General features: G+C 60.3%; 12 protein-coding genes and 1 tRNA gene. 6 read left to right on the forward strand and 7 right to left on the reverse strand.

The window, feature by feature from the left end; all coding sequences use genetic code 11:
* Positions 1-21: 21 nt before the first annotated feature.
* Entirely contained in the window at positions 22-762 is a 741-nt protein-coding gene (gene scpB / locus OJB03_RS07690; RefSeq protein ID WP_263786327.1) for an SMC-Scp complex subunit ScpB, read from the reverse strand.
* Between the two features lie 63 nt (positions 763-825).
* Positions 826-1,338, reverse strand: a complete 513-nt coding sequence (locus OJB03_RS07695) for a BrxA/BrxB family bacilliredoxin (RefSeq protein ID WP_263786328.1) — start codon at positions 1,336-1,338, stop codon at positions 826-828.
* Between the two features lie 340 nt (positions 1,339-1,678).
* Between OJB03_RS07695 and OJB03_RS07700 the strand changes: the two genes are divergently transcribed.
* Together OJB03_RS07700 and OJB03_RS07705 are read left to right on the forward strand one after the other, a co-directional pair.
* The gene (locus OJB03_RS07700; protein WP_263786329.1) at positions 1,679-2,023 is read left to right on the forward strand and encodes a hypothetical protein; all 345 of its coding nucleotides are present in this window, start codon (positions 1,679-1,681) and stop codon (positions 2,021-2,023) included.
* 65 nt (positions 2,024-2,088) lie between these two features.
* A complete protein-coding gene (locus OJB03_RS07705; RefSeq protein WP_263786330.1) occupies positions 2,089-2,871 on the forward strand; it encodes an HAD-IIA family hydrolase in 783 nt (260 codons plus the stop codon).
* 405 nt (positions 2,872-3,276) lie between these two features.
* Here the strand turns inward: OJB03_RS07705 and OJB03_RS07710 are convergent, their stop codons facing one another.
* The gene (locus tag OJB03_RS07710) at positions 3,277-6,021 is read right to left on the reverse strand and encodes a PAS domain-containing sensor histidine kinase (protein WP_263786331.1); all 2,745 of its coding nucleotides are present in this window, start codon (positions 6,019-6,021) and stop codon (positions 3,277-3,279) included.
* A gap of 576 nt (positions 6,022-6,597) precedes the next feature.
* On the opposite strand from OJB03_RS07710, the gene OJB03_RS07715 reads away from it, so the two are divergent.
* A complete protein-coding gene (locus OJB03_RS07715; RefSeq protein WP_263786332.1) occupies positions 6,598-6,774 on the forward strand; it encodes a hypothetical protein in 177 nt (58 codons plus the stop codon).
* A gap of 142 nt (positions 6,775-6,916) precedes the next feature.
* Here the strand turns inward: OJB03_RS07715 and OJB03_RS07720 are convergent, their stop codons facing one another.
* Entirely contained in the window at positions 6,917-8,029 is a 1,113-nt protein-coding gene (locus tag OJB03_RS07720) for a hypothetical protein (RefSeq protein ID WP_263786333.1), read from the reverse strand.
* 699 nt (positions 8,030-8,728) lie between these two features.
* On the opposite strand from OJB03_RS07720, the gene OJB03_RS07725 reads away from it, so the two are divergent.
* Genes OJB03_RS07725 through OJB03_RS07735 form a run of 3 tightly spaced genes read left to right on the forward strand, consistent with a single transcriptional unit; the run spans position 8,729 to position 11,047 of the window.
* Entirely contained in the window at positions 8,729-9,790 is a 1,062-nt protein-coding gene (locus OJB03_RS07725; RefSeq protein WP_263786334.1) for a hypothetical protein, read from the forward strand.
* A gap of 54 nt (positions 9,791-9,844) precedes the next feature.
* A complete protein-coding gene (locus tag OJB03_RS07730; RefSeq protein ID WP_263786335.1) occupies positions 9,845-10,381 on the forward strand; it encodes a hypothetical protein in 537 nt (178 codons plus the stop codon).
* Between the two features lie 51 nt (positions 10,382-10,432).
* Complete coding sequence (locus OJB03_RS07735) at positions 10,433-11,047, forward strand: hypothetical protein (protein ID WP_263786336.1); 615 nt, start codon at positions 10,433-10,435, stop codon at positions 11,045-11,047.
* A gap of 435 nt (positions 11,048-11,482) precedes the next feature.
* On the opposite strand, the gene OJB03_RS07740 is transcribed toward OJB03_RS07735, so the two are convergent.
* The 3 genes from OJB03_RS07740 to OJB03_RS07750 all read right to left on the reverse strand — a co-directional run bounded on the left by OJB03_RS07740 (position 11,483) and on the right by OJB03_RS07750 (position 14,360).
* Positions 11,483-11,830 (reverse strand): hypothetical protein, encoded by a 348-nt coding sequence (locus tag OJB03_RS07740; RefSeq protein WP_263786337.1) that lies wholly within the window; start codon positions 11,828-11,830, stop codon positions 11,483-11,485.
* Positions 11,831-12,131: 301 nt separating this feature from the next.
* Positions 12,132-12,205 (reverse strand) — tRNA-Lys (locus tag OJB03_RS07745).
* A 223-nt stretch (positions 12,206-12,428) separates the two neighbouring features.
* A complete protein-coding gene (locus OJB03_RS07750; RefSeq protein ID WP_263786338.1) occupies positions 12,429-14,360 on the reverse strand; it encodes a DNA gyrase/topoisomerase IV subunit B in 1,932 nt (643 codons plus the stop codon).
* Positions 14,361-14,382: the final 22 nt, after the last annotated feature.

Here is a 14,382-nt window from a genome sequence, read left to right on the forward strand (position 1 = left end):
TAACGGGCGGGAGGTCGCCTTCTACTCGGAAGGACGGTCATCGGAGAAATCGGCATTGTCGGCGTCCAGCATATCGACCGAGATTCCCTCCTCCCGGTCAAGTTGCAGGAGCTTGGCTCGCTCGTCGTCGAAGGCCGGGTCATCAAGTAGGTCTTCCACCTCTCGAAGGGACGGGAGGTCGTCGAGGGCGTCGAGGCCGAACTGCTCGAGAAAGCGGTCGGTGGTGCCATAAAGCAGAGGGCGCCCTACGGAATCCGCCCGCCCTTCCACACTCGCCAAATCCATCTCCAGCAGTTTCCGGATCGCGTAGTCCGAATTGACGCCGCGCACAAAGTCGACCTCCGGCCGAGTGACCGGCTGGCGGTAGGCGATCACCGCCAAGGCTTCCATCAGAGAGCGCGAGAGGCTGGTTTCCTGCTCCTCCACGTAAAAGGTTTTTGCGTAGGGCGAAAGGGAGGCCCGGGTCACCATCCGGTACCCGCCCGCCCAGGACTTCACCGTGAAGGCCCGACCGTGCTCCTCGTACGCTGCGTTAAGCCGATCGAGGGCCGAGGCGATGTCGTCCTCGGACGGCGCTGAGCGGCCCGTCACGTCGGCCACGATCGTCGCGATGCGGGCCGCCGACACAGGCTCATCGGCGGCAAACAAAATCGCCTCCGCGGCCTCTACGAGCGTGTGGTCGTCTGCCGCCGCCGGATGGTCATCACGGTCGGGGGAAGGCGCCGGGGCGTCCGGGGACCCTGGAGACGCATCGTCAGGCATAAGCTACGGCAAGTCGACCAGACAGAGCACGTTCTCGCACACCCTACCTTACTGTGCTATTTCCTACGTGATAGACTGAAAAGTAGACGGGAGCCCGTCACCGGAGCTTGAGGAATCAGGACGCGATGGGGCGTCGGCGGGAGGCTCTTCCTCTCCACAGTACGCCTCGAATGCTTCCACTAGATCTCGGGCAATGACATCGGCATTGCGACCCTCAATGTGCTTCCGCTCCACCACGTACACGGGCTGGCCGTCCCGAAGAAGAGCAAAGAACGGCGACGATGGCGGGATGCCCACGAGGTGCTCTCGGGCCCGCTCCGTGGCCTCGAGATCCTGCCCGGCGAACACCGTGGCATAGTGGTCTGGATGTTGATCGGTCGCATCTTTCGCCTTGGCGACGGCCGGTCGGGCGTTGCCCGCGGCGCAGCCACAAACCGAGTTAATCACGAGCAGCATTGTCCCGTCCTCCGCCTGATCGAAGGCGGCATCGACCTCGTCGGGCGTGCGCAATTCCTCGACACCGAGCTGGGTCAATTCCTTGCGCATTGGCTCAACCATCTGCTTGGGGTACGGCATAAGGGGGAGGACTCATTCCTTGAGGTAGAGACACGAAGTCCCCCAGCGGTGACCTGGAGGATATGGTGATGGCCTGCTACGATGAATCCAGCCGGGTGATCCCTCCAGGGCCCCGAACGAGCAGGCTTGATCCTGACTTGGCAGGCCCGCGAATGGCGAGCAAATTCCCCTCCAAGCCTCTCTCTTCTGATCTACCTACACCCGGGCCTTCTCGCCTCATCCTGTGCATCGATTCGCCGATCCGCACCGCTACGGATATCTTCCACGGGGGGCTCGTAAAGAATCCACGCCCCACTATCGCTGCATCCTCACTGGACGTACTAGGCACCCTCACCTCCCTATGAAGCTAATTATTACGCACGCCCTCTCAGAAACCGGCTCCGAGTTCCACAAACAGAAGTTGTATCACGTCCCCGAAGAGACCGTCCGACAGATTGCAAGCGACTTTGAGTCATTTTCGAATGCATCTCCTCGTTCGGAAACCCACGGGGAGATTTCGCCCTGCACAACCTACGAATACGACCTCGAGGCTCCCCAGTCTGAGGACAACGACCAGGCGGACGGCAGCGCACGAACCGAGAAAGCACGGGCCGCAGCAGACGACATAGCCTCCCAACAAAAGGGAGTTCTTACGGTCGACTTTCGGTCGGTCGTCGCGGTTCAAGGGTATCACCATCTTTCATAACAACTGACTGATAACAGCTGACTGGATGTATCCGCACGACACAGTGACTTACACCTTTTCAGACGATGGCAGACGAGCAGGAAGCGGCGAATGCATGGCTTCTCGATATGGACGGCGTACTGGTGCATGAGGAAGTTGTCCTTCCTGGTGCGCAGCAGTTCATTGAGCGGCTTCGGGAGAAGGAGTTGCCTTTTCTCGTGCTCACCAACAATTCCATCTACACCCGGCGCGACTTATCGGCCCGCCTCGCCCGCGCCGGGCTGGACGTGCCGGAGGCGCAGATTTGGACCTCGGCCGTCGCCACCGCACAGTTTCTCTCCGACCAGGCGCCCGAGGCGTCGGCGTACGCCGTTGGGGAGGCCGGGTTGACGACGGCGCTCCACGAGGTAGGCTACACGCTCACGGATGCCGACCCCGATTTCGTGGTGCTGGGCGAGACCCGCACGTATTCGTTTCAGCACATCACGGCGGCCGTCCGACTCATCGAACAAGGAGCGCGCTTTATAGCCACCAACCCGGACGTCACGGGCCCGTCGCCAGAGGGGCCGCTCCCGGCCACTGGCTCTGTCGCCGCCCTCATCAGGGAAGCCACTGGGCAGAAGCCCTATTTCGTTGGCAAACCCAATCCGATCATGATCCGAAGCGCATTGAATCAGATCGATGCGCACTCGGCCACCACGGCGATGGCGGGGGACCGCATGGACACTGATGTCATGGCCGGCATGGAGGCCGGGTTGACTACACACCTGGTGCTGTCCGGATCAACGCGACGCGAAGAGATTTCGGAATTCGCCTACCGGCCGAGCAACGTGGCCGAGTCGATATCAGAGTTGATCGAACGAATTTGACCGACCGGACCTACGAGATTGGATTCTCTCGTACGCTAAAAGACTCATCGCGCGCTCAATGCGTGAGCAAAGAGACGCGAATCCGTAATCCGTATCGGACCGCTCAGAACCCACGTTGCCTCCACAACCCAACGACATGACACCCAACGACATGACGGCTCAGAGATAGCGTGACTTCTGAAGTTTGTAGGTCGTACGCCCAAGAGGTGACAGAATGTGGAGTCGAATTGCAAAGACGTGAATCCTTTTCCCCTCTTGATTTAGACCGTCTGGACCCCTCTGCACTCGGTAAGCGTATTTAAAAGTATCGAATTGCAATAACGGAATATAAAACATAAATGGGCTGCGGTTCATGTAGCCCGGTGTCCGGAAAAATAATCGCCATGGGCGCCCGGCCGAAACCATTTACGTGTTCTCTTCGCCTGGCGCTTCCACGTCGATTCCCGTCACCTCGAACCGAGCTCCACCTGCCCTGCCATTGGTCGCCGAGAGGGTTCCCCCATGAGCCTCCGCTATGGACTCTACGATTGAGAGCCCCAGCCCCGTCCCCTCGTCCCCCGAAGAATAGCCCGCCTCAAAGACCGCTTCGTTCTTGCCCTCGGGAAAGCCCGTGCCGTCATCTTCTACGTAAAACCCGCCCGGGCATCGGCCCACCTCAACCGACACCGTTTCCCCACCATGCTCCACGGCATTCCGGAATAGGTTTTCCAAAAGTCGCCGGAGCCGGTCTTCGTCGCACCGAACACGAGGGGGATCATCGAAGTGGAGGGTGGCCTTGCTGGTATCAACGTGGTCCCAACTCGTCTCGGCCAGGGACGCGAGGCTGAAGGTCGACAATTCTTCGGCCCGGATGTCCCGCCCGCCCCAGGTAAGGGCAAGAACATCTTCAATAATAGCGTCCATGCGCTCGAGGGCGCGCTCGACGGCCACCAAGTGGTCGGGGTCGGGGGCCTCTTCTTCCTGTGCCAGTTGAAGACGCCCCGTCGCCACGTTCAGTGGATTTCGGAGATCGTGCGACACCAGGCCCGCAAAGCTATCGAGACGGGCATTCTTCCGTTCGAGCTCTTGTTCTCGCTCCACACGTTTGGTGATGTCTCGGCCCACCCCTACGATCCGCTCAACCTTTCCGCCGACGAGAACCGGCGCGAGGCTCGTTTGCCACATTCGAACCTCTCGGCCCATGGCGATCTCCTCTTCGTAGGTGACGGGTGTCTTCGTCTCCACACAGCGGTGAAAGTTGGCCGTGAGTTCGCCCCCTGGACCGGCCCCGAGGACCTCACTCGGCGTCTTGCCCCGAACCTCTTCGGTCGTGAGACCGGTCATGGCTTCGTACGAGGAACTAAGCCGCTCGAACCGAAACTCGGCCTTCGGCCCGGTCCCCACCACGTCCGCGAGGAAAATGGCGTCCGTGACGTTGTCGAGCGTCGTTTCGTACTCGCCGGCAATCTCGCGGAGCTCGCGCTCCTGAGCCTTGCGCCCAGTGATATCGCGGACGATCCCCACGATATGCCCCTCTTGGGCCAGGGTCAGTGAAACTTCTTGCGGAAAGGTCGTGCCGTCCCGACGCTGTCCCAGGGCCTCCCCGCGCCACGATCCCTCGGCGCGAAGAACTGGAAACGCACGCTCTTCCAGCCGAGTCTGCTCACTCTCTTCGTAGCACATCCGCCACGTATTCTCCAGGAACGCATCTGGAGACTCGTAGCCATAGATGTCGGCGTGGGCCTGGTTGACAAACCGGTACGTCTCGTCCGGGCCCAGGATTGCCATGCCGTCAATCGATGTCTCCATCGCGGCGCTTCGTGCCCGCAGTTTCTGCTTGTCTCGCTTCCGCTCGTCAATGTCCAGGTGAATTCCGGCGGCTCGCGTCGGTGTGCCCTGCGCGTCGCGCTCAACGGCCCGACCGACCGCTCGAATCCATTTCCAATCTCCGCCCTTGGTCCGCATCCGAAGCTCTTGCTGGTAGAAATCGGTCGTGCCCGCGAGGTGCGCGTCCAGAGCCTCTGCGGCTGCGGATAGGTCATCGGGATGGACCAGTTCTTCCCAGATCTCAAAGCGAAAGTCCAGTTCCTCCAGCGAGTAGCCGAGCATTTCGGCCCACTGTTGATTGAATATGACCTCATCGGTCTCAATGTCCCAGTCCCAGGTACCGAGCCCCGCCCCGCCGATGGCCAGTTCGAGACGTTCACGGAGGGACTGTAGCCGCTGCTGCTGCGTCTTCCGCTCGGTAATATCCTGAAATGTGCCCCGGATCCTGGCAACTTCGCCGTCTTCCATTTGGGGCGTGCCCCGGGCACGGACCCATCGGTCCCCCGTGTGCTCATGTTTGAGGCGCAATTCTTCGTCGAAGGGGATGCCCTTTTCAACGGCACGGTCGAGTATCTCTTCGATCAGGGATTGATCATCGGGATGGTAGAACGACACCGCCTCGTCGACGGTTGGCTCGTAGTCGGGCGGAAGGCCATGGATCTTTCGCACCTGCTGGGTCCAGAACAACTCCTCCGAGAACACCCCATACTCCCAGGCGCCAATGTCCGCCAACCTCTGAGCACGGGCGAACAAATCGTTCTGGCGCTCCAGTCGTCCGCGGACAAAGAATTGCCCGCTCAGAGCGATGCCTTCGACGGAGGCCACCGCCGCCATTCCCCCAGTCAGGACCAGTGCCTCAGGGGGCGGGATCAAACCGAAAATGGTTCCCGAAACGCTAGCCAGAATGCCAATCCCTAAAAACCGCCACACGGGCCGGTTCGACTCGGCCCCGAGCGCGACAACACACGGAAGCGTTCCGTACAGGAGCAATAGCCCCACGTCGTAGTCCGCGGAAAAGCCATTGAGGGCGGCGATCGTCCCCAGTCCCACCATCAGGACGTAGGCCACTCCTCGCATCCACTCGGGATGCCAATACCGCACTACACCTGACACGTAGGAGGCTCCCAGAAGGCCAAGAAAGACTCCCCCTCCCCCCCCGAAAAACGACAGGAGGTCGACCGCCGACGGGTCAACAGCAGCGAGGAGACAACCCGCGAGGCCCATGAGAACGGCCCCAATCAGCGACAGGAGGCGGTGAAGCAGAACGGCCGACCGTTTTTCGACGGGGAACTCCGCGTCGTCAGGCCAGAGAAATGACTGGTATGACCAGGATGCACGCGTCATACTGCAACGTGTCCGGTGGGGGCCATTCAGTGGAGGTCATCTTTGGCGATGACCTAGAAGGCGTTCCCGGATCGACCAGGCTCAGCGCGCTCTAGGCTGTTTATCCGGCAGGTGTTAGATATAACACACGAACTAATCCGCAAGAACTATGCGAGGCCTATTACCCTCACACGCACGCCATATGAAAACTGGTAAGCCAAAACGACGCAATCGAACCTGTGACACCGCATTACGCGGAACCTCATGGGTGTTTCTTTGACCAGAGCAGGGCATCCTCAGAACGGGGACTGACCCAGCCAAGCAAGTGGGCTCAACGGACAGTTGCTGTGGGTCGGCTCAGGGGCACAGATATCTAGGACCCGCCTCACGGAGTTAGACCAGTGCGACCGGGTACGTTCACACGTATTGAACGGAGGGAGTAGAAGACGAGGGCTCACATGAAGTCTCGTCGCAGGAAGCGTTTACGTCACACCGGGGTCACAACTCGTCTTAGGAGGTAGGGATTGATTGCAACACACAGGGGACACCTTTTACGACGCACAACCGTCTTTTCGCCACGAAAACAAAGCGATCGACATGGAAGCAACTGAGACGAACTCGGCCATGGAGTCAACCAGATCTCCCAAATCGGCTGCCCAAGAGAGCATCCAGCGCGCGCTCGACCAGGGCGTAGAGCAGGAGCAGATTCACCGGCTTCACCAGTGGGCCACCATGCTGAACGAGCTTTACCACGAAGAAGATCGGGACACCTGAGGCCCAATGCGAGGCCACGCATGGGGCGTGAAGCACAGGCACCCGGGGATTACTGGGCAAATCCCGACCGAGTCGCTCCAACAGGTCGTCTCTTGTGTCGCCTCTCTTCTGTTTCTTCGAACGGCGAAGTTCGGTTGATAACTCAATTTCTGGATCCACCTCTCCCCCGGCCTGCAGGCGCCTCTTCGGGCCCCACAGCCCCCTGACTTCGACTGACCATGCGCACCTCGTCTCCGGCGGGAGAATCAATGAGTTCCTTCAACGCATCGATTCCAAACTCTTCTCGTAACTGACGCACACGATCCGAGTTGTACTGGACACTGGCGGTTCCTCTCATGTCGAGGGAGCCTCCGTCATGAAAGACCACGCTCCCATTGATGTCGGGCGTTCCCTTACTGGCCTCAAAGTCCCCCTTTCCGGTGACAAAGACCATCCCCTTCCATTCTGAATTCCCCGTCATGGTAAGGGAGCCCCCGTCTACATAGAGGATTCCCGTCCCTCCCGATTTCCCGGACAGTTTGCAGCCGTTCTCCACTTTCACGACCGCAGGATCTTTAGGGCTTCCCACAGAGCTTTTGCCCGTACAAAGCTCACTCTCTTCGTGGGTCGCCTGGTTTTGGACAAGGTCTGAGAGCTCCGCGTCGAGCGGCTCGAGGTCGATGTCTGGATCATGGACCACGTCACAGTCTCCCCCGATGCCCTGAACGTCTGATCCTTGACGTCCGCAAAACTCCTCCCTCATCGTCGCCTCGTCTCCAGACTCAGAAAGGCTTACTCCATTCCGGTCCTGCTTTCCGGCCGCGTCGTTGCCAGAGATAACCGGCCCCTTTCCCCCACCTGAAAGGCTGGCCGACCCGAGAGACCCATCGAACGTGAGGGCACTGAACGATCCATTTGGCTCCAGCGCCGCCTCTCCACTGATGGCATACTGCGGGCACTCCGTGCAGCTGCATCCGTCTGCCCCGTATTGGCCGACCGCACGGACCTGCACGGTGTCTCCCGACAGCGGGCTCGTGGTGAGTTCAAAGGTTCCGCCCTCAAGCTGCTCGCACTGATTCAGCCCGACGTTGAGCTGTCGTTTTACCTCGCTCACCCCCGATGCATACGCCGACCGGGCCATCTGGCGGGCGACGATGAGTTTCTGCCGGTCCGCCAGTTCGTTTCTCGCGTCCACCTGAGCACTCTGAAATTGTCCGGCGTACATGCTCAGTGCTGCTGAGGCGCCGATCGTGATCAGAAGAACATACTTTCCCATAATCTTTCGGGAGACCTAGCAGGCAACGAAGCATGGAGCATATTTTGCAAATTGCATGCCAACCGTGCAGAATCATTCATATGAGGAGGGTGGTCCACAGGGGCTATTTTGCGTAGTGCCCAAGTCTATCCAAGCCAGTCTTGAGGGGCCTCACGGAAATGCGACCTCGGCGTCGGGACACGTGTATGCAGATCCGTCGGCAAGACGCGACGGGGCTCATCTCCGCAAACCCGCTGCGTGTTCATTGTATTCAACGGCGGCACGGAGCGCATAGACGGTGAGGTTTCACTGCTCCTCCCGTTTTCGACTGCTTCTTTTGGTGCACTGTCACGCCGAAATCTTGAGACCTGGTGACGCCTCGGGGAAGGCCTGTGCAGAAGTGAAGGGTGCGGATCACAGTCTCTCTGATGAAAAGAACTCCGGGAGCCAGGCGGGCCGATAGGGGCTGTCGGAGATTCTCGTGGCTGACCCACGCTCTCGGCCAAAGTGAACATGTCCGGTAAAAATTATCCGGACTCCTCTCGTACACCCAGTCAAAGAGGTATATTTTGGTCGGCATTCTTTTTGTGTCATCTTCAACTACTCTGCTCTCTCAGGTATCTGGTTTTTCTTTTTTCTGTATTGGTCTTCCCAAATACGAACTCGGGTTAAGTCCCCCGCTTTTCGACGTATATTTCTCTTGCCCAAAAATCTAGTCCCATGGGAAAGTACATACTCCTAGTCGTATTTGCCGCGGCGGCAGGCCTAGCAGCATTGGGCGCCCAATCGAACAGCACCGCCCAGGATTCCAGCGCAGAGCGGAGCGAACGGCAGGGCGTCGTCATTGCCCGTCAAATTGCTCGCTCGGTGTTTAACGACGGCGTCAGTGAGGTGGAGCGTACGTTCGACACGATCGGGGACACGGTGAAGGAGGGCACGCACGAGCAAGGAACCTACCGGCTTCAGTTCGACGCCGCCTCCACTGGAGGCGGGAAGACCGTGGACCTCACCGCCGAAGGCACCTATGGGGAGCACACCTACCAGATTCAGGCGTCGGTGCGCAAGGACACAACCGTCAGCTCAGTGTTCAATGCCATTACTGCGAGCACCCCCGTGAACTTCTCGGTACAAGGGGGAGGCTGCAGCGGAGGGCCGTGCGTCTCCGGACTCGACGCGGGAGGGCGGACAGATCGGCATGGCATTACGCTACCGCACGGGGAGGATGCCGGGGCAGTCTGTGACGAGTTCCACGGGGGAAGCTACGACAGCAACACAGAGACCAATGTCGAGGGCACCGGTGGGGGGTGCGACGTTCAGGTCCGAACGTCGGCCCACGACGACTGGGTCGAGGACCAGATGGATCAGATGGGGCAGACGATCCAGGACGCGATTGCGGCCGGGGACTCCGACGTGACTGAGTGCACCGGCTGTGACCTGAAGAACTTCAGTGATTCGCAAAACGACGGCATCCTCTATGTCACCAACGGGGAGTTCACGGTCAGTGGAGACCGGCAGTGGAACGGACTTGTGTTTGTGGCCAACGGGGGGACAATCCGGTTCAACGGGGGCGGAGACTCGCGCAACATCAATGGAGGGCTGGTGCTGCAAGACTGGGCCACGTACGAGCAGGATAGCAAAGACGAGTTCAGCATGAATGGTGGAAACGCCGTCAAATTTAACTCCGACCAGCTGCTGAAGTACATCGGTACCCTCCCTTCAATAGAGTCAACGACGACCGTGGTCACCGACCGGAACAGTCGATTGCTTCGGGCAGGAGAGTAAACCATGCGAGCATCATCCCTCCCTTCCTTTTGAATATAACGTTGCCGGGCCTCTATGCAGCAGACGCTCCTTGCCCTTCTGGCGCTTTTGGTGTCGATGTTCCTGTCCTTCGGGCAGATGCAGTCGAGCCTCCGATTTCAGGACCAGTCCGTCCGGGGAGAAATCGAGCAGATGGCCCTGGGCGTTGGAATGCAGACCATTGAGGTGGTGCGGGCCCGAGCGTTCGACGGTGCAGTCTTGGGAACCGGTGAGGACGTCGTTCTCAACCCCTCATCTTTCTCGGACATCCCTGCTGGCCTGAGCAAGGACTGCCGGCTCCACCCAAGCCAGGACGGTGGGAGCGTCCAGCACTGCCAGGCGATCGAAGAGTTTAACGAGACGACCGGGACGGTGCCGTTTCCCTTGGCGGACGATTCGCTGAAGTTTTCGGTGGAGGTGGAGGTGCAATACGTGTGCGCAGATCTCCAACCGTGCAGCGGACCGACCGGTCGAAAAAAAGTCAACGTGTTCGTGCAGGACGTGGCTCCAGACGGCCAATCCGCAGCTCTTGCTGAGCCCATCCGGTACTCAGAGGTCTTTGCCTACCCGTAGGGCCGAATGGGGGCCTTCCGTTCACTGCATCCGCTGAAATAGCGATTCGTCATGGCGTTTCTCTACGACAACCTGACGGCAGTCGTGGTCGGGACGACGGTGCTACTCATCCTGGCAAGCCTGCAGCTGCGGGCCATGGAGCTTAGCACAGCGGCCTCTGGTCAGGAGGCAGCCCTCACCCAATCGGAGGAGATTGCAACCTGGATGGAGGAGGACTTGGAGAGCATGGGACGTCACATCACGACGGCCGACACCGTGTTCGGGGGGGTATCACGGACAGACGACAATGCATCCCCGACGGACTCGGTCTTGACGAATCTATCGTTCCGGTACAAAAGCAGCACCGGAGGAGCCATCCAGACCGTTCAGTACGACGTATCGGTGGTGGAAACCGACACGGTTGAAGGCAAGGAGCGCACCCTGTATCAACTATCGCGCACCAAAGGGGGGACGAGTGCGGGCCGGACCCCAGGAATGCTCGGCTACATTGACATTCAGTTTCTGGATCAGACGGCCAAGGCCATTTCTGCCCCCCATGCCAACGCAGGTCAGATCAAAGCACTCCGGGTACACTTTTCGGTGATCCTCCCCTATCGGAACAGCAGCAGCGGGGTTAAGGAGGTTCACCGGATGGTGGCATTTCCCTACACCCCTGCTCACGGCTAACCCTTGGCCGCGGGCGGAGCAGAACGTGTTGGCTCGGCGAAAAGAGTCTCCAGCGAACGGCATCGCCAGGACGCGTTGGCACCTCGCCGTCTGGCGACGGTGCACACCTCCATGACAGAGGTTCCGGTCGCTGATTGCTCAGGGGGATGGAGACCTATCGTACACCCAACGAGAGACGCGCCCAGCGTCTACAGGGCGGACTGGCACCTAGCCGATGAGTCTTTCTCTTTTGGGTAGCAAGAAGGGGCAAAGACCCTCACTACGTCTTTGCAGTGCGCTTCGGGTCGTCGGATGCACACTGCGCAAAGACGCAGTGAGGGTTTAGGAGTCCTTATCGCGAGAAGGAGCGAAGTGATCGCCCTCTCGATGTCGCCCGACGGGGCGAAAAGGCTCCGTTCATGGCCGCGATGCTCCGCGGTTCTCGGAGACACTCGTCTACTCGATGTTCACGTCGGCCCCGACCCGGTCTGCAAGTGCCTCAAACTGTTCCCTCGTCACGGCGATGAACACCCGATCTACACCCGTCAAGTCGTGCTCGTCGGACTTGATTCGATTCGTGCTGCCCCCGGGTGCATCGGTTCCTCTGTTTCCGTTGACCGAAATGAACGTCTCGACAGGGTCGGAGCCGTCCACAGCTTCGACGATGGCCTCGCGGGAGGTCTCGAGTGCCCCGGCAAAGGTGGTGGCCATTCCGGTGTAAAACCCTCCATATTCTCGCAGGGACTTGTCCTTGCTGCTACTGAACTTTTCGTCGGTGTGAGCTCGCGCGGACCTGTTTCGCATGTGGCTTTGGGTTGGTTATAGAGACGTTGTATCTAACTCACGGGCTCGAGGGCGACTTTGGTCTCGCTGAGCCGTAACATTGATGGACAGAGTCAAGTCCCAAGGGCGCCGATGGGGGTCCCCCATCTCGGGCCACGGAAGCTTCCAGCTTCTACTTGACACTTGAACCCCTGCTGATGGGCCGAAGACGAACGCCGTGGGGAACCTTTTCACATCGGTGGCCAACACGAAAACCGTCCCGGTACATTCCGAGACGGTAGCGGCTCCATGGAGGGGACCGATTCAGTCTTCACTTGGGCAGTAGGCCCGGGGGGATTCGAACCCCCAGCTCACGGATTAAGAGTCCGTTGCTCTACCAGGTTGAGCTACGAGCCTATCTAGAATTTTCTATCACGTAGGTACCCCGGGCCGCCCGGAAAGTTCGGCGTGCAGCTGCGCGCTGGTGCGCCACATGTGGCTTTCCACTGCGTTTCACAGCTTCGCGGGGTCTACCCGAGAGGAAGCAGCACGCAGGAGGGGCAGCTGAACGGCTCCGTTGGGCTTCGTAGCAGGTATCGGTGACAAGTCCGGGGTACCAACTGTACGTCTGGAAGGACCGTTACACGTCCAACTCGTCCGCCTCGGCGGCGTGCTGCATGATGAACTTGAAGCGGGCCGAACTGTCGCGCCCCATCAGTTCAGTGATCGTCTGCTCCGTCACCATGCGTTCGGTATCGGGAATGCTTACCTCGAGCAGGCGGCGCCCCTCGGGCGAGAGGGTCGTTTCGTTCAGCGTGTCGGGCATCATCTCCCCCAGTCCCTTGAAGCGCTGAATATCAACGTTGGGGTTGCGCCCGTCGCTCCGGATCTCGTCCAGAATCTGCTCCTTATCGGGATCGTCGAGCGCCCAGTGGGTTTCCTTGCCCGCCTCGATGCGGTAGAGCGGCGGCTGGGCGATGTGCACGAATCCGCCTTCGATGAGGGGCCGCATGTACCGGTAGAAGAACGTGAGCAGGAGGGTCGCGATGTGGTGGCCGTCCGAGTCCGCGTCCATCAGGAGAATAACCTTTCGGTAGCGGAGGTCGGAGAGGTCCAGCGCGTCGCCGATGCCGCAGCCCAGCGCCTGCACGATGTTGGACAATTCCTTGTTGTTCTGCACCCGATCGAGGGTGGCCTGCTCGGCATTCAGCACCTTTCCACGAAGGGGCAGAACCGCCTGCGTCTCTCGGTCGCGGGCCTGCTTGGCCGACCCCCCGGCCGAGTCGCCCTCCACAATGAAGAGCTCGCACTCGCTCGGGGTGCTCGACGAACAGTCGGCCAGCTTGCCGGGCAGCTGTAGGCGCGACTTCGAGCTCGAACGCCCACTGCCGCCCCCGGATGCGGAGCGACGGGCCCGGCGGGCCTTCGCCGCCTGCACAACCCGGGACGCAATGGCCTCCCCCGTCGACGAGTGGTCGTTCAGGTACTGCTCCAGCTCGGTGCGAAGTGCCCCCGAGACCTGCGACCGAACCGACGGGTTGTTGAGCTTGTCCTTCGTCTGTCCCTGAAACTGCGGGTCCACGTGGAACAGATTTACGATTGCCACGAGCCCCTCGCGGGTGTCGTCGCCCTTAATCTCCAGTCGGTGCGGCACGAGGTCGTGCGTGTCCATGAACGACCGGATCACGGACCGGATGCCGCTCTTGAGCCCCTGCTCGTGGGTCCCGCCGTCCTCCGTCGGAATGCCGTTGACGAACGTGTGGAGCTGCTCCTTCGGCGCGTCGGTCCACTGGAGCGCGATTTCCAGGCGTCCGTCCTCGTCCAGGTCCTCGGCCTCCATCATGAAGACGTCGTCGTGGATCGGGCTCACCTGGAGGTCTTCAACCAGGTAGTCCAGGTATTCCTGGATACCCCCCTCGTGGTGCAGCTCGTGCCGCTCGCCGCTCGTCTCGTCCCGGAAGATAATTTTTAGGTCCCGGTTTAGGTACGTCTTTACCTCCAGGTGCTCCCGGATCCAGGAGGGGTCAAACTCGACGGACTCGAAGATATCCGGGTCGGGCCGGAAGTAGATGTCCGTCCCGGTCCCGCGCGCACTGTCCTTCGAGAGGTCCAGGCCCGTCACCGGCGTGCCCTGCCGGAAGCGCTGCTTGTACTCTTTCCCATCGCGCTTGACGGTCGCCACGAGCTCTTCCGAGAGGGCGTTCACGACCGACACGCCCACCCCGTGGAGGCCGCCGGACGTGATGTAATTGCTCGCGTCAAACTTGCCGCCGGAGTGGAGCGTCGTGAGAATCAACTGGACGGTGGGCACGCCCTTCTCGGGATGATCGTCCACCGGAATCCCACGTCCGTTGTCGGACACGGAGATGCTCTCCCCGTCCTCGTGCAGGACGACTTCGATCCGGGAGGCGTAGCCGTTCGTGGCTTCGTCGACGGCGTTGTCCACTACCTCCCAGAGGATGTGGTGCAGGCCGGGCCGCCCCGTCCCCCCGATGTACATGCCCGGCCGCTTGCGGACCGGTTCGAGGCCTTCGAGGACATCAATGTCTTCGCCGGTGTACGTCTTGGGCATATGCTGAAATTCGTCGTTCTGA

It is taken from the genome of Salinibacter grassmerensis, from assembly GCF_947077765.1.
In the GTDB taxonomy this organism is placed as follows: domain Bacteria; phylum Bacteroidota; class Rhodothermia; order Rhodothermales; family Salinibacteraceae; genus Salinibacter; species Salinibacter grassmerensis.